We start from the raw sequence: 18,256 nt of genomic DNA on the forward strand, positions 1-18,256 counted from the left end.
GCAGTGCCTCGTCATTTGCACGATGCGACTGGCTGACGCGTGAACGAACTCGCTCAGACAACCCCAAGCAGTCTGCGCGCGGTGCTGTGTCGCCTGCATACACAGGATGATGCTGCGCAACAACTGACCTGCGCGAGCTCTGCTCGAGCCGATTACGCCGAGTGTGTTGCCTCTTGCATGAAATCAGGCATTTGTGCAGCCGCCACCTTTTGGATGCTGCCTGGCATTTGATTTGTGGGGAGGAGAAGCAGCGCGTGGCAAAAAGCGCGCAATGGTACATCCAACTCGGAGGCAGAAACATGAAGGCAGGCCGGAGGCACTTCCGCGACATCTTCGTTGCCTTGCTCGCAGGCGCATGGCTGGTGGGCTGTGCGGCGGATTCGCCGCTTGGCATTCTCTTTTCCCCGCCGGATTGCAGCATTGTTTACATGAGCAAGTATGACAGTGATGTCTCGCGGCGCTGGGCTGAAATTGAGCTGATGGTGCAAAACCGCGATGACAACAGCACGGCCTACAGCGTCGGCTGCACTTTCAAACTCAAACGCGGGAATGTGATCATCGATCGTGGTTTCGCCAGCTTTGGCACGCTCGAACCAGGCGAAGCCGCCATCGCCACGGTTCGCTTCACCGGCATTGAGTCGCATCGTGAGTACAGCTATCTCGAGTACACCTTGTTCTGGTATGACGCGCAGGGCGGCTATTATGAGAACTGACCGGCGGCAGAGGCTGGCGTGCAGCCGGTCTCACGCTCGGTCAGTACACTGTCGCGTTCGAAAGCCTATCCACCACCCTGTCATCCCGCAGGCTCCTGTGAAGATTTGGCCGCGGTGCCGAGTCACTCGAAGTGTCCCTGCGGGAGCTTGGCGGCAACTCATGAGAACCGGTTTCCCCAGGCGTTGCCTGCGCTAATGCATGCCATCCCCATGGGGCTCAGCTTACACCATTTTCTGGCCGAATGAGCCGCACCCCGCCTTTTGTCGTTCCGCGCGAATCTTCTCGGGTACAAAGTCACCTCTTCGACTGAACGATCATTACAGTGCCGGGGAGGATCCTTGCAGCAGCGCAACGACTCTGCATGCAAACGAGAAGCGCAGGCACGTAATCGTACTGTCCACCTCATGAATGTCATCTCTTCTCCGCTCACGGCAGCCAATCCCGCCCACTGCCCGCATTCATTCCAATACGATTTCCGCCAGCACGGGAAAATGATCCGAAGTGAATCTATCGCCACAAGCGTCGGCAATGACCCCATGCCGCAAGACGCTGCAGTGCGAATTGACAAAGATGTAGTCGATGCCGGGGCGCTCCGTGGCGCGGCCAAAGCCGTGAAATGTCCAATCCGGACCATAATGCGGCCGGCGGCTGAGGTGGCGCGCATCCTGCAACTGTGGCCCCGCGGCAGCGCCGTTACCGGTAAGAACTTGATAAACCGGCGAGTCGGCCGTGGCATTGAAATCGCCGGTCACAATAACCGGCGCGTTGACGGATCGGCGTTGCATTTGATCCAGCAGAAGCTTGGCACTCTCCACCCTCGCCTGCTCGCCGATATGGTCAAAATGGGTGTTGTACAGATAAAATTCCGCATTGGTGCGCCGGTCTTTGAACTGCGCCCAGGTGACGATGCGAGTGATGGCCGCATCCCAACCCAGGCTGCCGGGCTGTTCGGGCGTGGGCGAGAGCCAAAATGTGCCGTGGCGCAGCGGCACAAAGCGGTCAGTGCGATAGAGAATCGCCGAATACTCGCCTTTTTCCCGGCCATCATCGCGGCCAACGCCCAGCCAGGCAAATCCGGGCAGCAGCGCGGACAGATCCGCCAGTTGATCGTTGAGCGCCTCCTGCAAACCGATGAGATCTGCCTGATGAAATTGAATGGTGTTGGCAACAAGCTGCTGGCGATGCGGCCAGGCATTCTCGCCATCATCTGGAGTGTTCAACCGGATGTTGAAGCTCATCACCACGAGCGACTTATCCGTGGCCGGCGCGTGCAATCGCATGCACGCGGAGAGGGGCAGACACATGCTGGCCCATAGCAAGAATTTTGAGATATTGCTCATTTGAAGTTCCCTGTGCTTGTGCAATTCGTTTCACTGCCTCGATTTCTCACCATTGGGAGAATCACATGAAACATTTCTCTCCCACTGCCGTCTATCCTGGCGCAATTCCTTGCCATAGACCCGGCTGAAAAGACATGCCTGAACAGAACACTGCCACCAAGGTTTCTATGTATACCGGCTGTGTCCGGCACACCCAGGATAGTTGGATCACCAAACCATCTTAACGGAGATTCTGTGAAAATGTCAAAGAAAAAGTTGCTGATTCTCTCGGGAGTGGCGGTGGTCGCCATTGCTGCAGTTGCTGTTGGCCTGATGAAAAAGAACGGCAACCAGGCGCTGGAGGTACAAACGGCACCGGTCAAGCGCAGGCAGGTGATCGAAACCGTCACAGCCGCCGGCAAAGTGCAGCCCCACATCCAGGTGAAGATCAGCGCCGACGTGAGCGCCAAGATCACCAAACTCACGGTCAAGGAGGGCGACTGGGTGGAAAAAGGCGAACTGCTGGTCGAGTTGGATCGTGAGCGGTACGTTGCCGCCGTGGAGCGCGCCGAGGCCAGCCTGCGTTCGAGCCAGTCCGAGGCTGAGCTCGCCAAAGAGAGTATGCTGAAAGCGGAAAAGGATTATCTGCGCAGCAAGGAGTTGTTCGCGAAGAAAGTCGAGTCTTCCGCCGCTTATGATGCGGCTGCCGCTACCTATCAGGTCGAGAAGGCGCGCCACGAGGCAGCGCTCAACAACGTGGAACAATCCAAGGCTTTGTTGAAGCAGGCGCAGGACGATCTCTCCAAAACCCGGATCTATGCGCCGATGACCGGCACGATCAGCCAGCTCAACAAGGAAGTGGGTGAGATTGCGCTCGGCTCGCAGTTCCAGGAGGACGTCATTCTCGTGCTGGCAGATCTGGTCGGCATGGAGGCGCTGGTGGATGTCGATGAGAATGACGTCGTCACGCTGGCGCTGAGCGACACGGCGCACATCGAGGTGGACGCGGTGCCCGGCACGATCTTCCGTGGCTTCGTCTCGGAAATCGCCAACACCGCCAAAGTCACCGGCACCGGCACGGCTGATCAGAAAACCGAATTCGAGGTCAAAGTCGCCATCACCGGCACGGTCGGCGGTGCCGCGACCAACGGCGTCGCGCAAGCGCTGGAAGTCCGGCAGGAGACCAAGCGTTCGACGGCGGATCTGCGGCCGGGTATGTCCGCCAGTTGCGACATCGTCACGGCGACGCATGACAGCGTGATCGCGGTTCCGATTCAAAGCGTGACCGTGCGCACGCTGGAGCAATTGCAGCAAAAGCCCAAAGGCCGCAAGGAGGGTGAGGCCATTGCCGAGGAGGCGGCGCCGGCCTATGTGCCCGACAAGGACGGATTCGTCGAAGTAGTGTTTGTGGTGCAGAACGGCGTGGTGCAGGCGCGCCAGGTGAAAACCGGCATTCAGAGCGACACCCATATCGAGATTGTCCACGGTCTCTCGGAGAACGATGAAGTCGTGGTGGGCAGTTTCCGGGCGATCAGCAAAGACCTGCAAAACGGCATGGCAATCAAAACCGCGAACGCTCCGAAAAAAGAAAATCAGACATGAAAATCCTCACGGAACTGGGCGAAACGCTCAATCTCGCGTTCGCCGCCATTCGCGCCAATAAGACGCGCGGCCTGTTGACCACGCTCGGCATCATCATCGGCATTGTGGCCGTGGTCACCACCATGACTGCGGCCAATGGTTTGGGCAATTCCTTCAAGGAGAGCATTTCAGCCATCGGCTCGGACGTGCTCTACGTTTCTCGCATGCCCTGGGTCATGCACGGCAACTGGTTCGAATTCCGTAACCGCGACAATCTGGAATTGCAGTACGCCGCAGAGCTGGAACGCCGCCTGCCGGACGCGGTGGCGGTCAACCCCACCACGCACACCAACAAAAGCATCAAATACGAATCCAACACACTGCAGGACGTGAGCATCATCGGCACCACCGACAAGCACATCGTGGTGTCCAGCTCCCTGCCGGAGTTGGGCAGGTTCCTGACCGGTATCGACGTGCAATACAAGAAGAAAGTCTGCGTAATCGGCAGCGAGATCAAGCGGCGCGTCTTCGAGAATGTCGACCCGGTCAACAAGCGCCTGCGCATCGGCCGTGATACGTATCGTGTCGTCGGCGTGATGGAGAAACAGGGCAGCGCCGGCTTCTTTGGCGGGCCGAATTTCGACAGCCAAATCTACCTCCCCATCACCTCTTTCGTGCGGTCGTTTGGCGCCAGCACCGACCGTAATTTCGACATCGCCGTCAAGGCGCCCAGCACCGAGGCTTTGGGCGATTTCGAATTTGCCCTGATCGGCGAGATGCGCAAGATCCGCAAGCTCAAGCCCACGGAACGGGACGATTTCTCGATCAATAAGATGGACTCGCTGATGGCGGCCTATAACAACGTCATGGGCGTGATCGTCCTGATCGGCCTGGTGATCACCGGCGTGTCGCTGTTTGTCGGCGGCGTCGGCGTGATGAACATCATGTTCGTTTCCGTGACCGAACGCACGCGCGAGATCGGCATTCGCAAAGCCATCGGCGCCAAGCGGCGCACGATTCTCACGCAATTTCTGTTCGAATCGTCGACGATCTGCTTGCTGGGCGGATTAGTGGGCGTGGTGCTGGCGGTCGGCGTCACCCAGATCATCAATTCGCTGGTGATGCCGGCGAGCATTTCTCTCCCCATAGTTGTGGTCGCGCTGGTGGTGTCGGTGCTGGTCGGCGTGTTCTCCGGCATTGTCCCGGCGTTCAAAGCGTCGCGTTTGGACCCCATCGAGGCATTGAGGTACGAATAATGAATCTGAACGAAGCATTGCGAATGGCCCTGCAGGCGATCCGCGCGCAAAAGCTGCGCTCGCTGTTGACCCTGATCGGCATCATCGCCGGCGTCGCCTCGATCATAGCGGTAATGACCGGTATTTCCGTCATTCAAAACACCATGGAAAAGGAAATGAGCGTCCTGGGGACGACCACCTTCCAGGTGCAAAAATGGCCCGCCGGCGGCTTCAATCATGACGTCGACTGGCGGAAGATTCAACGGCGCAAACCCGTGACCGTTGCCCAGGCCAATGCCATCCGGGAAAACGTCAAAGCGGCGGATCTGGTGGGCGCGGAATTGTGGAGTTTCGGACACCTCGCCCGCTTCCGCGGCGAGGCCACCAATCAAAACCTGACGATCTGCGGCGGCACGCCCGAATACTGCGCCAACAACACTCACTTCGTGCGTCTGGGCCGCAACCTCACCAATCAGGACGTGAACACCGGCAGCTTTGTCGCCGTCATCGGCCCGAGCGTGGCGGAGACTCTTTTTCCGTTCAGTGATCCTCTCGGCCAAACGATCAAAATCGATGACCGCAAATACCGCGTGATTGGCGTGCTGGAGGAGAAAAGCTCGGCGATGGGCGGCAACTACGACAACTATCTCCTTGTCCCCATCACCACCTTTCAGCAGGTGTATGGCATGCGTGATCAGCGTGGCAATGACCGCTCGGTCAACGTCACGGTGCGGGCGCGCCGTCCGGAAATGTTGCAGGACGCCATCGAAGAAACGCGGCTGGTGCTGCGCGCGGTGCGCAGAGTGCCGCCGCGCGAAGAGGATGACTTCACCGTTTTCACCAACGACAGCATGATCAAGTCATTCAATCAGGCCACTGCCGGCGTCAAGCTGGGCGCATTTGTGGTGGGCATTGTGGCGCTGGTGGTTGCCGGCATCGGCATTATGAACATTATGCTGGTGTCGGTGACGGAGCGCACCAAGGAAATCGGCATTCGGAAATCACTGGGCGCCAAACGCAAGAGCATTCTTACACAGTTCTTGATCGAGGCAATCGTGTTGTGCAATGTCGGTGGGGCAATCGGCGTGCTGGCCGGTTTTGGTTTGGGGAATATCGTGTCGATTATGACCGGCTTTGCGGTGTCGGTGCCGCTGGAGTGGGCGTTGGGCGGATTGGCCTTTTGCACGATCGTCGGCCTCACTTTCGGCATGTGGCCGGCGATTGTAGCTTCCAAGCTCGATCCGGTGAAAGCCCTGAGCTACGAATAAACCCCGTTACAAGCAGCCGGCAATGTCAGCTTGCGGCTCCCGAAAACAGAAAACCCAGTGCCGGCACTGGGTTTTCTTTTTCTGCAATCTGTCCGCACTGTTGCCAGCGCCTTGTGCTTATTGTGCGTTCAAGCTCGCCTTGTAATCCTTCAGATTGGAAAATCCCGCCTTTCGCGCTTTTTCCCAAAGCAGCTTCATCGACGCAGCGGTTTTGCGATTGCGTTTGCCTTTCAGGCTGGCGGCGGGTTTCGCTTTCTTGGCCTTGACTTTGGCCTTGGCCTTGGCCGGCGCTTTGGCTTTGCGGCGTTTGACCACCGTGCGCACCGCGGGCTTGGCCGGCGGTCTTCCCGTACGAAGCTGCGCTTGTAGTTCCGCGATTTCAGCGTCAACGCGGCTCCGCTCGGCCATCAGGCCTTCCAACGCGAGAGTGAGCACTCTTTTCCGATCGACCGACATGTCGTGTTCCTTCCTTGTGATTAAAGTTGATTCTTATGGGGCACCATGAAGTCATCAAAAGTCTCTTTTCATACCAAGCTTCATTGTGCTCATAACAGCCGCCCTAAGAAGAACAATATCGCGGTAAATGTCAAGTGATTTGCTGCCAGGCGTGCCTTGGGCAATTTTCCGGGAAGGGTATGGTCGAGATTGCGAGAACCGCATTGCGGATATACCTGATTACTCTGCCTTCTTTCGTTATCAAACTCAAAGCGCTGCTACAGACTTCATTCGTTTCTTTGAGTTGACACCTGTCGGATCGAGCCGAGATGAGCTTCCAGGCCATAGGGCGCGCAAAGTCAAAGTAAGATTCTGAAAGATTCTTGACCACAAAGCAACCGCTTGCGCCGCGGCGAGCGCGGAGTCTTGAAATCAAGAGAGTCCTTCTCCGCGTTCTTCGCGTTTCGGCGGTGAGCTTTTGAGGTGAATGGCACGGCAGTGTGCCCCAATCTTCACAAGATCCTTGCTGGATGACAGCGGTGGTGGATACTTCGTGCGAGACAACAGTGTATGAATCGGGCCTATTGCCGCCCGCGGGCTTGAGGTTTCAGCTTGTCTGAAACCTGGCGTGGTTTCTTTAAGGTGAAATCGTTGCCTTAAAGGCAAGAGATCCCTCCAACGGATTGAAACAACCCAGCGGACTAAGAAGAATTCGCTGGGTTGTTTCAATCCGTTGACGATTTCGTTTGTGTTGCGGTTTATCCGCCTTGGCCTTTAGCGTTTCAAAACCAGAACAAAATTCTGAAAGATTCTTGACCACAAAGCAACCGCTTGCGCCGTGGAGAGCGCGGAGTTTTTGAAATCAAGAGGGTCCTTCTCGGCGGTGAGCTTCTATGGTGAATGGCGCGGGCATGTGCTTCACTCTTCACAGGATCCTTACCGGATGACAGTGGTGGTGGATACCTCGTGCGAGACAACAGTTTACGAAACGGGCTTATTGCTGCCAGCAGGGCATCGGGTTTCAGCTTGTCCATAACCTGGCGTAGGCGCTTATAAGCGCCCTATCGACAAAAAATTGTCGATAGCAAAGAAGTAATTCTGTTGCTGCCCGAAGGGCCACTTTTCCCAGGCGAAGTCTTGGGCAAAGCATAGCTTTCTTGTAGCGTTTTTCAAGTGCGTGCACAGGAATCGTAGTCTTACCTCCTTGATGGGCACTGTGGCAACCGCGAATCTACTGGCTTTGACAGCCGCCCACCAGGGGCGGGGACTACGAACCTGCTCACCCAATTGAAAACCTCTGTAGCTTGTTGAGCATTGATGCAGTCACGCATTTCATGACCCCGAGCGCCGCCCACCAGCCGCGGATACTGCGAAAGATTTCCGATTTTGAACGTCAATCTTCAGAAGAGACCAATGAGTGCAAAAAATGCAAAGAAGTTCACGCCAAGATGCAGAGCCGCAATGGTTCCGCAAAGAAAAGCTTTGCGGTTTCCTCGCGGCTTGGCGTGAGATTTCTCTTTTCGGTTCCGGTTCGTCCGGGATGGGCTATGATTCTTGTTCCATGCCTGGGTGGCAACCATTGCAATGCAAGACTTGGGTATTTTCACCCACCGCAACCACGCGATTGTCTCGCCGGTGCTCGGAATTGCGAGCAAATGTTTCAAAAAGTTACAGCGCCATAACAGACTGCCTCCAGTGATCGATTTCAAACCATGCTTTTCTTCTCGCTTCGAAATCATTAGCTGCGCGGCTCTGCATTGATAAATATCGACTTGACTCCCACAATGCCTTTCTTTGGTGCACGAGTAGCCACATCCAGACGGCAAGAAGGAATGTTTGTGGCACGAAGACGACTTTGGCAGCAAAGTTGCGATAAGCACAGGTGATTTGTCCGGCCTTCCTGACAGCAAGCCGGCCGATGACATGCAATCAAGTTCCAGGTGCTTTGCAACCAGAATATCTGAGCAAGGAGTGAGGTCGATGAAACGAGCGAGTTTACGACGTTATGTTTTACATGGCCTGTTGATCTTTCTGAGTGCCGCCGCCTCGGCGCAGGAAATCAAAGTCTGGACCGGCGCCGCCTCCCGCGACTGGTCGGATGCCGGCAACTGGCTGCCCGCCGGCCAGCCGCAGGCAACAAACACCGTCATCATCAAGAAGCCGGCAAACGGCAACCTGCCGCTTCTCACTGACAATCCCACCGTGGAAAATCTGACCATCGAGCTGGGCGCCAACTTGACGATCAACGGCCACACGTTGACCGTTGCCCGTGATTTCAAAGTCGGCACCAGCGGCATCGTGAGCGATCACTTGATTATGACCAATGCCGCTGATCAGATCATCATCAATGGCAACGCGACATTCGCGGCGCGCACCCGGCTGGAGGCCGGCCGGCTCGTGCTGCGCGGCAATCTTGTGCAAGAGGCCGTGAACCTCGCGCTGCAACCGGCGGGCACCGTGATCATCTTCGAAGGCAGCGCGCCGCAAAGCGTGCGTTTCCAGCGGCCCGGCACCAACAACCAATCTTTCCTGCGCGATGTCATCGTGCGCAACCCGGCAGGTGTATCGTTCTTAAGTGAAGTGCACGTGACCGGCTTGCTGCAGTTGCAAAATGGCGGCCGGCTGGTGCAAGCGGATTCGGTGGCAACCTATTTTCATCAGCAACTGCCGCTCACCTCCGCGGGCGACTATCGCGTGCGCAAAACTCTCGTGGCCAGCACGATGGTGATGGATGCCGATCGCGCACTGCCCAACGCGGAAAACGACTTGACCATCCTCAGCCGGCAGGCACTGACTCTCAACGGCCACAAGCTGGTTGTGGGCGGAACTCTGACCGTCAAAGCTTATGGCGATCAGAAGCATCTGATCCTGGCGCAGGCCGCAGACATGTTGGAAGTCGGTGGTGACGCCATTTTCGAAGGCTACAGCACGCTGACCGCGGGCACGATCGTCGTGCGCGGCGAATTGCGGCAACGCGTCAGCAGCGCGGCCCTGCAACCTGCCGGCACCGTGTTCGTGCTGGAAGGCACGCAGCCGCAGACGGTGAGCTTCGAGCGGCCCGGCTTGGTGAATCGTTCTTTTCTGCAGGATTTGATTATCAGAAATCCCGCCGGCGTTCACTTCGCGAGTGATGTCTACCTCACCGGCCGGTTGACCATCGCAGCCGGCGCCGTTTTACAGGGAAGCGGGCAGGGCACATACTTCACGACTGCGCTGCCGAACCTCACGGGCGGCAGCTATGCCATCACCAACAGCTTCGTTGCCGGCGCGCTGGCACTCGACAGTGATCTGGCGCTGCCCGATGCCGGCAATCATCTCACGATCTTGCCGCGCAACTCTCTCACCCTCAACGGCCACACGCTGCGGGTCGGCGGCAATTTCACTGTGCGGGTGTTTGAAGAATACAAGCATTTGTTCATGACCCAGGCCGCGGATACGCTGGAGATCAACGGCAACGCGGAGTTTCAAGGGCAAAGCGAGTTGACCGCGGGCGCGATCATCATCAAGGGTGATCTGGCGCAGAAGATCGGCGGCAAATCGCTGCAACCGGCAGGTACGCATTTCATCCTCGCGGGCCGCGCGCCGCAAACCGTGTTCTTCGAGAAACCCGGAACCGGCAACCGTTCTTATCTCCAAGACCTCACCGTGCGCAATGCCGCCGGTGTGACTTTCGCCTCCGACATTTACGTTGCCGGCAAGCTCGAGCTCGAAACGGGCGCCTTATTGCAGCAGCCCGCCGGCTTCAGCACCAACTACACCACCGCCCTGCCGGGCATCGCGGCGGGCACCTATGCCATCCACAACACCAACATCGCCGGCGCGCTGGTCATGGAGCAGGACTTGCTTCTGCAGCAACCGGCAACCAACGTCACCATTCTGCCGAAGCAATCGCTGACGCTCAATGGCCATACGCTGGAGGTGGGCGGCAACTTCAAAGCCGGCGTGTTCAGCGCGGAGAAGCATTTGATCATGAACCACCTTGCTGACCGCTTGATCGTGAACGGCGAGGCCACCTTCGAAGGCTTGAACGTGCTGCAGGCGGGCACCGTCGTGCTGCGCGGCAACTTGACCCAAACGATCAGCGCCGCGGCCATTCAACCGGAAGGCACGGCCTTCATTTTCGACGGCAGCAAGCCGCAGATCATTTCGTTCGAGCGTCCCGGCACCGGTACGCGTTCTTATCTGCGCGAAGTGACGGTCGACCGCGGTGCCAGTGTGCGCGCCATCACCGATGTTTTTGTCACCGGCCAGATCAACAACTTCGGCACGTTCGAAGTCATCGATACCCGATCGCTGTTCCTGGGCAGCGCCGCCGGCATCAACCACCAGGGCGGCACGCTGGTGGGTAACGGCACGGTGAGTACGCCGGCGCTGTCGCTCACCAACGAAGGCGTGGTGCGGCCCGGTGCCTCTCCCGGCATGATGCGCATTGCCGGCTCCTACGAACAAAAGCCCGCCGGCAGGTTGATCATCGAGATGGGCGGATTGCAAGCCGGCACGCAGTATTCCCGGCTGGTGGTGACACACAACGCGATCTTGGACGGCACGCTGGAATTGGAACTCGCTCCCGCCTACCGCGCGAGTGTGGGAGACAGTTTCCGCGTGATGGAGTATGGCTCGGCCAGCGGCCAATTCAGCCAGGTGATCAGCAACCCGCCCAAGAACATCGAGTTTCAGGTGCGCTATCAGCCCAAGGGCGTGGATGTCTTTGCCGTCGCGGCGGCCAATCGCGCGCCGGTGGCACAGCCGGACTCCATCACCACGCGCATGAATACGGCCGTCACCATCGCGATTCTGCGCAATGATCTCGATGCCAACGACGATGCCCTGCGCGTGACCGCGCTCGAGCTGACCAACACCATCGGCCAGGCTAAGATCGCGAGCGACAGCAGCGTCATCTACAGCCCGCCGGAAAATTTCCACGGCAAAGATTCTTTTGGTTACACCGTCGAGGACGGCCGCGGCGGCAGCAGCACGGCGCGCGTGTACGTGACGGTGACCGCGACCAACCGGCAACCGGTGGTGGCCGCTGCCATTCCCGATGGCACAATCAAGGAGAACAGCGGCGCGGTGATTTTGTTTGACAAAATGCGTACGGTTTTCATTGATCCCGATGGCGATGCGCTCACGCTCAGCGCCAGTGCCACCCCCGGTCTCACGGTTTGGCTCAGCGGTGATTCGCTCTGGGCCTCGCCGCAGCAGGATTTCTCCGGGCCGGTGCAGGTCACTGTTACCGCGCGCGATGACTCGAATGCCGCGGCGATGACGAGCTTCACCGTGAACGTCATCGGCGCGAACAAGCCGCCGGCAGCCTTCAGCCTGTTGCAGCCGCAGGACGGTGCCATTATCAATCCGCTGGTGCCGGTGATCATGCGCTGGCAGGCCGCCAGCGATGCCAACGGCGATTCACTGGTGTACAGCGTGCGCCTTTTCAATGGCAGCATCGATACCACGATTGCCGGACTCAAAGCGCCCGAGCTGCGCTTCAACGGCAAGGGCTTTCTGCGCGGCGCGACGACTTACCACTGGCTGGTTCATGTTCGCGATGCGGAATTCACCACCGCCAGCACGGACACGTTCAGCTTCACCACAGTGGCGGTCACCGCGGTGGAAAATCACGCCGGGCAGGTGCCGGCAACCTTCGCGCTCGAGCAGAACTATCCCAATCCCTTCAACCCCAGCACGACGATTGGCTTTGCCCTGCCGCAGGCGGGTGAAGTGAGTCTGGTTGTTTTCAACAGCAACGGCCAGTTGGTGAAACGGTTGGTGGCGGGCAGGATGCCGGCCGGACGGCACAGCATGGTGTGGGATGGCACGAATGATCAGGGCGAGCGGGTGGCCACCGGGATGTACTTGTATGTGATCAAAGCCGGCAACTTCACCGCGCAACGCAAGCTGGTGCTGGCGAAGTAAGCGCGCGCCGCCAGGCGCAGTTGTTGCGATCCCTTGGTGACCAGCTCATCCGGCGTGATGGGCTGGTCATTTTGTTTTATATGGGGCAGCGACGGTGCTCATGCGTCGCGCGGCAACAGGATCACGAACTCGGCAAAACGGCCTTCTTCGCTCTCCACGGCAATCTGGCCGTGATGCTGTTGCACGATGATGTCATAACTGATCGACAAACCCAAGCCCGTGCCTTGTCCGGCCGGCTTGGTGGTGAAGAAGGGCGTAAAAATCCGGTCGCGAATTTGCGGTGGGATGCCGTTGCCATTGTCGCGGATGCGGATTTCGATTTGGTCGCGCAGGTTGCGGGTGCGCACCGTCAGGGTGGGGGAGAAGCCTGTGGGGTTCAGCTTTTTCTTCTCATTGGCCGCAAAGCAGGCATTGTTGATGAGATTAAGAAACACGCGGCTCAAATCCTGCGGGATGACGCGTAGCGGGCCGATGCTGTCGTCATATTCTTTTGTAATGGTGATGTTGAACGACGCATCGTTCGCGCGCAAACCGTGATAGGTCAGATTGAGCGCCTGATCCACCAGCGCGTTGATATCGGTCCATTCGCGCTCGCCGGTTTTGCCGCGCGAGTGCTGCATCATGCTCTTCACGATGCTGTCTGCGCGTTTGCCGTGCTGGTTGATCTTCTCGGCGTTTTGGATCAACGTATCGACAATCTCCTCGATCATGCCAAAATCAGCATCATCGATTGTCTCCTGGTCCTGGCCCTTCGTCCGGCGCTTTTCCAGCTCCTCCCGCAGCTCCTTCGCCAATTCCACGGAAAGCACGGCGAAATTGTTCACGAAATTCAGGGGGTTTTTGATCTCGTGCGCGATGCCGGCGGTAAGCTGGCCCAATGACGCCAGTTTTTCCTGGGTGATCAGTTGCTGCTGGGTGGCTTTCAGATGTTCATGCGCCTTGCCCAGCGCCTCATACGCCGTGCGCAGCTCGGCCGCCTTGCGCAGCTCCAATTCCTTGCGTTCATTTTCTGCTTGCAGCACCTGCGCCTGCGTCTCGTTGACGCGCGCTTGCGCCTCCGCGGCCTGCGCGCGCAGCTCCGCCTCGCGAATTTGCGCCTGCGCCCGCTCTTTGGCCAGCAGCCGCTGCCGCTGGATGCGATCCACCGCGAAAATACCGGCCAGCAATAACGCACCGTAAGCGGCATAGGCCCAGCGCGTGCGCCACCACGGCGGCGTGATCGAGAAATGCAAATCCGTTCCCGCCTCATTCCACACGCCGTCGTTGTTGGAGCCTTTCACCCGCAGCGTATAATCCCCGGGGTCAAGATTGGTGAAGGTGATTTCGCGCTTGTTGCCGAGTTGCAGCCAGCGGTCATTCAATCCTTCCAGCATGTAGGCGTATTGGTTTTTCGCGCTATTGCGGAAATTGAGCGCCGCCACTTCGAAGGTGAGAATCTCATCTTTGTAAGAGAGCCGGATCTGCGGTCGCGCCGCCACGCCCTTCTCCGCGAGGGCAACGCCTTCCGCCACGTCGGTGTTGTGGCGCTTCAGGCCGGTGATCACCACCGGCGGCAGATGGGGATTGTCCTTGACGCTGTCCGGATGAAAAACGTTGAAGCCATTGATGCCGCCGAAATACAGTTCGCCGTTGCGGCCGCGAAAGGCAGCCTCGGCATTGAACTCGTTGCTTTGCAGGCCGTCGTGCACGTCGTAATTGCGGAAGCTCTCGTTGCGCGGATCAAACTTGGACAAGCCACTGTTCGTGCTCAGCCACAGATTGCCGTGATCGTCCTCCAGAATGCCGTAGATCACCGCATTGGGCAAACCCTCCTTCTCCCGGTAGTGCTTGAACGTTTGCGCCTGCGGATCAAAACGATTGAGGCCGGCGCGCGTGCCGATCCACAAGATGCCGGCGCGATCTTCATGCATCGACCAAATCGTGTTGTTGCTCAGGCTGTTGGGATTGGCGGGATCGTTGCGATGATGCCGGAACGTTTCGCTGCTGCGGTCGAATTCTTCGAGGCCTTCGGCTTCCGTTGCAATCCAGAGCCTGCCCGCGCGATCTTCATGAATCAGCCAGATGGCATTGGAGCCGATGCTGAGCGAATCGCCGGGATCGTTGCGAAAGTGGCGAAAGGTCTCGCTGGCGCGGTCGAAGCGGTTGAGTCCCCCGCCCCAGGTGCCGATCCACAACACGCCGGGCCGGCTGCGGTCTTGATGAATGGCAGTGACCCACTTATAGCTCAGGCTGCGGGGATTTTGTGGGACGCGCTGATAAGTGCGAAAGCGCACACGGCCGCGGTCATCGCGCCACTGGCGTGCCAGCCCGCCCTGTGTGCCAATCCACAAATCGCCGGCATGATCTTCATCAATGGCCCACACGGAATTGTTGGGCAAGCTGTGAGGATCGCGTGGATCATTCTGAAAGTGGCGAAACGTCTCGGTGGTGCGGTCGAAAAGATCGAGGCCGCCGCTCATCGTACCGATCCACACGCGGCCGCTGCGGTCTTCATAGATCGACCACACCGAATTATCGCTCAAGCTGTGGGGGTTCTCAACATCATGCTGATAATGGCGGAACGGCGCCGGCGCCCGATCGGCCCGGCTCACGCCGTCACGCGTGCCGATCCACAAATCTCCGGTCCGGTCTTCACAAGCAGAGTAGATTTCGTTGCTGCTCAGGCTGTACGGATCTTGCGGTGCATGGCGATAGTGCCGAAAGGTTCCCGTCGCCGCCTCATAACGATTCAGGCCGCCGCCATGCGTGCCGACCCACAGCGTGCCGGCGCGATCGACATAAACCAGCCACACATCATCGTGACTCAATCCTAAAGGATTGCCGGCCTCGAAGCGATAACGCGTGAAGATTCCCGCCGCGCGATGCTCCCGCGGCAGGCAGGAAAGCCCGCTTTTGGTGGCAATCCACAGGTTGCCCAGCCGGTCTTCACAAAGTGATCGCACCCAACCTCCGTTCAGGCTTTGTGAGTCGGCGGGATCATGTTGGTAGCGAACAAACCTGCCGTCCGCTCGCGCCTCGGGATTCAAACGCGACAGACCGCCGCCCCAGGTGCCGATCCACAACACGCCGGCATCATCTTCATAAAGCGAACTAACCGAGCTGTGGCTCAAGCTGTGCGGATTTTCCGCCTCGTGAAAATAGCGCGTGAAAACGCCCGCTGCGCGATCATAGCGGTTGAGGCCTCTTTCCGTCCCCACCCACAACGTGCCCGAACGGTCCTCGAGTATGGCCAGCACATTGTTATGGCTCAAACTCCCGGGATTTTGCGGATCATACTGATAATGCCGGAAGGTCTCAGTGACTGGATCGAATTGATTGAGGCCGCCACCATCGGTGCCGACCCACAACGTGCCGCTGCGATCTTCATAGAGCGACTCGATGCGCGTGCCGCTCAGGCTCTGCGGATTTTGCGGATCCGGCCGGTAGATCGTGAAACCGTAGCCGTCATACTGGTTCAGCCCGTCCTGCGTGCCGAACCACATGAAGCCCTGCCGGTCCTGCAGCACACATTGCACGGTGTTTTGCGACAGCCCCTGCTCGACGGAAAGGTGTTCCAGGCGCAGCCGCTCGCCGGCATTTGCCAAACGCGATTGGGCGGAAAGCGTTGCGCTCCCTAATGCTCCGTTCAGACAAATGGCAAAAACAAGCGCTCTTCTCATGGCCGCCGGCTTTGGTTCAAATTCAACTCGCATGGAGATTTGTCTTGCGAATCAAGTGAATATAGTTATCTTTCCGCAACATTCCACTTCTAATCTCATTGCCAGGAGACCAGCCATGCCAGACGCCCAGGGCAGCATCACGTTCGTGAACGAAAGCGTATACGTTGTCACCATTCAGCGCGGGGACACGCCGGTCATCGATTTGGGGCCGACCGAATCATCCACCCAAAGCACCACCGCGGGAGAAATTTGGAAAATCATCGACAAAGACACCCGGCGCCTGGTTGACACCGTGACCGGCACTGACGGCAACCAAACCTACCGGATCAAATTCAAACGCGGCCGCGGCGAACCGGTGAAGAGTGGTTCGGGCGGCGATTAAGGCCGCAGCCTGCGAGCATATTGCGGGATTTGCATTCCACGCACTGCCAGGCCGCACCGGCCGACTCGCCGGCCCACGCCGACAGCGTGAAAGAACGGGCGCGATTCCCGCCTGCCCTTCCTCTTCGAATTTGCCGATCGCGCCTGCTTTTCCTTCCTGCGACAACTCCCGCCGGTGGGCAGATCAGTTTTTCACCCGTCATCTGGAGAAGTGATGCTTATGCGCCCCCAATTTTCCGGTGTCAGCCGCTGCTTTGCGAGGTTGTCCGGAGCCGTCTTTGCTTGCGCGCTCTTGCTGCCGCCGCCGCTCGCAGCCCAGCAGGAGTCAGTGGTGCTGGTGCACGCCGGCAAGGTCTCGGGCTATGGCGTGGCCTACGGCAAGCCGGGCAACATCGTCACCGCGCTGCACGTGGTCGCCGGCCGGTCGCCCATCACCGTGGTTTGGAAGAATCAAAAACTCCCCGCAACCATCGAGAAGACCTACGCACCGGCAGATTTGGCACTGCTGCGCTTGCAGGCTTCCCCGCCGCCCAACATTCCCATTTTGCAGATCTATCCGGGCGACGCACCGCTCGACACGCCGCTCAACTTCTGGGAAGCGCCCGACAAAACTTCCCGCATGGATAAGAAAGAAACCAAACTCGACCGTGTCATCGCGCTCGAGCGATTGGACAATCGTCTCGCGCAACAGCCGGCGGCACTGGCGGCGGCACTGTGTTCGAATGGCGGCAGCAATTATCCCACCTTGAAAACCAGCGTCTTCAAATTCGAAGAAAAGAACATCAAGAAAGCCCATTCCGGCTCACCGCTGACTTATCAAGGCCATCTCGTTGGCATGGTCGACGGCGGCCCGCCGGTCAACGGCAAAGGCTTCATTTGGGCGATTCCCGCGGCCGGCAACTTCACCAAGTTGGTGAGTCAGGGCGCGACGGCTGCACCGGCCAGCCCCTGCACCTCCGACCGGCTCTACAGCGGCCTGCGTGCCGACAATCCCCATCTGGAGAATGACCCGGCGCTCCGCGAACTCGCCGACAGCAGCCCGTTTCACGTCGTCGATGACAACGGCAACCCGCTCGCCTTTGCGCTCGAATATCGCGCGAGCTGCAGGGATATCTACGACACTCTGTTTGAGGAGGAGCAGGTCTATCTGCGCGATTTGGTGCAACAGAATGAAGAACCTTTCGCCGAGGACGAGCGTGCCACGCTGGATGATTTGTTTGCACACCTCATCGAGGTCTATCAGGAGGACAACACCGGCGCCACCATTGCCCTGCCGGCTGAAAGCGACCTGAGCATCGAAAAAAGCGAGGGCCACACGCTGATCGAGGCCTCCAGTCCGGTGGCCGGCATCACGATGATCATCTTTGCGCGCAACAACAATTCCCTGGAAGAAAGCCGCGCCGCGCTGGCCTGGTTCGAGAATTACGTTCTCAGCGACCGCGAAGACTGGCAGGCCGAGCCGGACGAACCAGACGATATCGACGATTTCCTCGATGACGCGGATGAACCTTACTACAGCAAACTGATGGAGCGTGTCGCCCGCGATGATAACGGCGATTACACCGCCGAATTCCTGGCTTCGCTCACCATTGATGACACCGATTTTCTCGGCGTTGTGGTGAAAGTGAACGACTGGGCGGCGGTGAACGATGACAAGGAAGAGCGCATATTCCTCTACCTGATGGAAGCCTGCGCCATTCTGACTGATTTTGCCTATTATTGATCCGCAACCTGCTGCACTGCCTGCGGTC

Annotated in this window: 10 protein-coding genes; 7 read left to right on the plus strand and 3 right to left on the minus strand. The window is 58.4% G+C overall.

The genetic code is table 11. The annotated features are described in order from the left end of the window. Positions 1–299 precede the first annotated feature (299 nt). Positions 300–713 (plus strand): hypothetical protein, encoded by a 414-nt coding sequence (locus L6R21_12935; protein ID MCK6560093.1) that lies wholly within the window; start codon positions 300–302, stop codon positions 711–713. 459 nt (positions 714–1,172) lie between these two features. On the opposite strand, the gene L6R21_12940 is transcribed toward L6R21_12935, so the two are convergent. Further along, entirely contained in the window at positions 1,173–2,054 is an 882-nt protein-coding gene (locus tag L6R21_12940) for an endonuclease/exonuclease/phosphatase family protein (GenBank protein ID MCK6560094.1), read from the minus strand. A 240-nt stretch (positions 2,055–2,294) separates the two neighbouring features. Between L6R21_12940 and L6R21_12945 the strand changes: the two genes are divergently transcribed. Genes L6R21_12945 through L6R21_12955 form a run of 3 tightly spaced genes read left to right on the plus strand, consistent with a single transcriptional unit; the run spans position 2,295 to position 6,117 of the window. Next, a complete protein-coding gene (locus tag L6R21_12945) occupies positions 2,295–3,635 on the plus strand; it encodes an efflux RND transporter periplasmic adaptor subunit (GenBank protein MCK6560095.1) in 1,341 nt (446 codons plus the stop codon). Further along, positions 3,632–4,870 carry an ABC transporter permease gene (locus L6R21_12950; protein MCK6560096.1) on the plus strand — a complete coding sequence of 413 codons (1,239 nt, stop codon included), beginning with the start codon at positions 3,632–3,634 and terminating at the stop codon, positions 4,868–4,870. Before L6R21_12945 ends, L6R21_12950 begins: the two co-directional genes overlap by 4 nt. Continuing rightward, positions 4,870–6,117, plus strand: coding sequence for an ABC transporter permease (locus L6R21_12955; GenBank protein ID MCK6560097.1), 1,248 nt, complete (start codon positions 4,870–4,872; stop codon positions 6,115–6,117). Before L6R21_12950 ends, L6R21_12955 begins: the two co-directional genes overlap by 1 nt. 117 nt (positions 6,118–6,234) lie before the next feature. On the opposite strand, the gene L6R21_12960 is transcribed toward L6R21_12955, so the two are convergent. After that, positions 6,235–6,573 (minus strand): hypothetical protein, encoded by a 339-nt coding sequence (locus L6R21_12960; protein ID MCK6560098.1) that lies wholly within the window; start codon positions 6,571–6,573, stop codon positions 6,235–6,237. A 1,959-nt stretch (positions 6,574–8,532) separates the two neighbouring features. Between L6R21_12960 and L6R21_12965 the strand changes: the two genes are divergently transcribed. Continuing rightward, positions 8,533–12,465, plus strand: a complete 3,933-nt coding sequence (locus tag L6R21_12965) for a tandem-95 repeat protein (GenBank protein ID MCK6560099.1) — start codon at positions 8,533–8,535, stop codon at positions 12,463–12,465. Between the two features lie 98 nt (positions 12,466–12,563). Here L6R21_12965 and L6R21_12970 read toward each other — a convergent pair whose 3' ends face one another. Next, positions 12,564–16,124, minus strand: a complete 3,561-nt coding sequence (locus tag L6R21_12970; GenBank protein MCK6560100.1) for an ATP-binding protein — start codon at positions 16,122–16,124, stop codon at positions 12,564–12,566. A 115-nt stretch (positions 16,125–16,239) separates the two neighbouring features. Between L6R21_12970 and L6R21_12975 the strand changes: the two genes are divergently transcribed. Both L6R21_12975 and L6R21_12980 read left to right on the plus strand, forming a co-directional pair. Further along, positions 16,240–16,506: a hypothetical protein gene (locus tag L6R21_12975; GenBank protein ID MCK6560101.1), complete on the plus strand. Its 267-nt coding sequence runs from the start codon at positions 16,240–16,242 to the stop codon at positions 16,504–16,506. 213 nt (positions 16,507–16,719) lie between these two features. Continuing rightward, a complete protein-coding gene (locus L6R21_12980) occupies positions 16,720–18,228 on the plus strand; it encodes a serine protease (protein MCK6560102.1) in 1,509 nt (502 codons plus the stop codon). Positions 18,229–18,256: the final 28 nt, after the last annotated feature.

The organism is bacterium (assembly GCA_023150945.1).
GTDB lineage: Bacteria > Zhuqueibacterota > Zhuqueibacteria > Zhuqueibacterales > Zhuqueibacteraceae > Coneutiohabitans.

Excerpts from the sequence above, each read along its gene's own strand:
- L6R21_12955 (MCK6560097.1), top strand. The coding sequence starts at position 4,870 with ATGAATCTGAACGAAGCATTGCGAATGGCCCTGCAGGCGATCCGCGCG.
- L6R21_12940 (MCK6560094.1), bottom strand. The coding sequence starts at position 2,054 with ATGAGCAATATCTCAAAATTCTTGCTATGGGCCAGCATGTGTCTGCCC.
- L6R21_12980 (MCK6560102.1), top strand. The coding sequence starts at position 16,720 with ATGCTTATGCGCCCCCAATTTTCCGGTGTCAGCCGCTGCTTTGCGAGG.
- L6R21_12935 (MCK6560093.1), top strand. The coding sequence starts at position 300 with ATGAAGGCAGGCCGGAGGCACTTCCGCGACATCTTCGTTGCCTTGCTC.
- L6R21_12945 (MCK6560095.1), top strand. The coding sequence starts at position 2,295 with ATGTCAAAGAAAAAGTTGCTGATTCTCTCGGGAGTGGCGGTGGTCGCC.
- L6R21_12975 (MCK6560101.1), top strand. The coding sequence starts at position 16,240 with ATGCCAGACGCCCAGGGCAGCATCACGTTCGTGAACGAAAGCGTATAC.
- L6R21_12965 (MCK6560099.1), top strand. The coding sequence starts at position 8,533 with ATGAAACGAGCGAGTTTACGACGTTATGTTTTACATGGCCTGTTGATC.
- L6R21_12950 (MCK6560096.1), top strand. The coding sequence starts at position 3,632 with ATGAAAATCCTCACGGAACTGGGCGAAACGCTCAATCTCGCGTTCGCC.
- L6R21_12960 (MCK6560098.1), bottom strand. The coding sequence starts at position 6,573 with ATGTCGGTCGATCGGAAAAGAGTGCTCACTCTCGCGTTGGAAGGCCTG.
- L6R21_12970 (MCK6560100.1), bottom strand. The coding sequence starts at position 16,124 with ATGAGAAGAGCGCTTGTTTTTGCCATTTGTCTGAACGGAGCATTAGGG.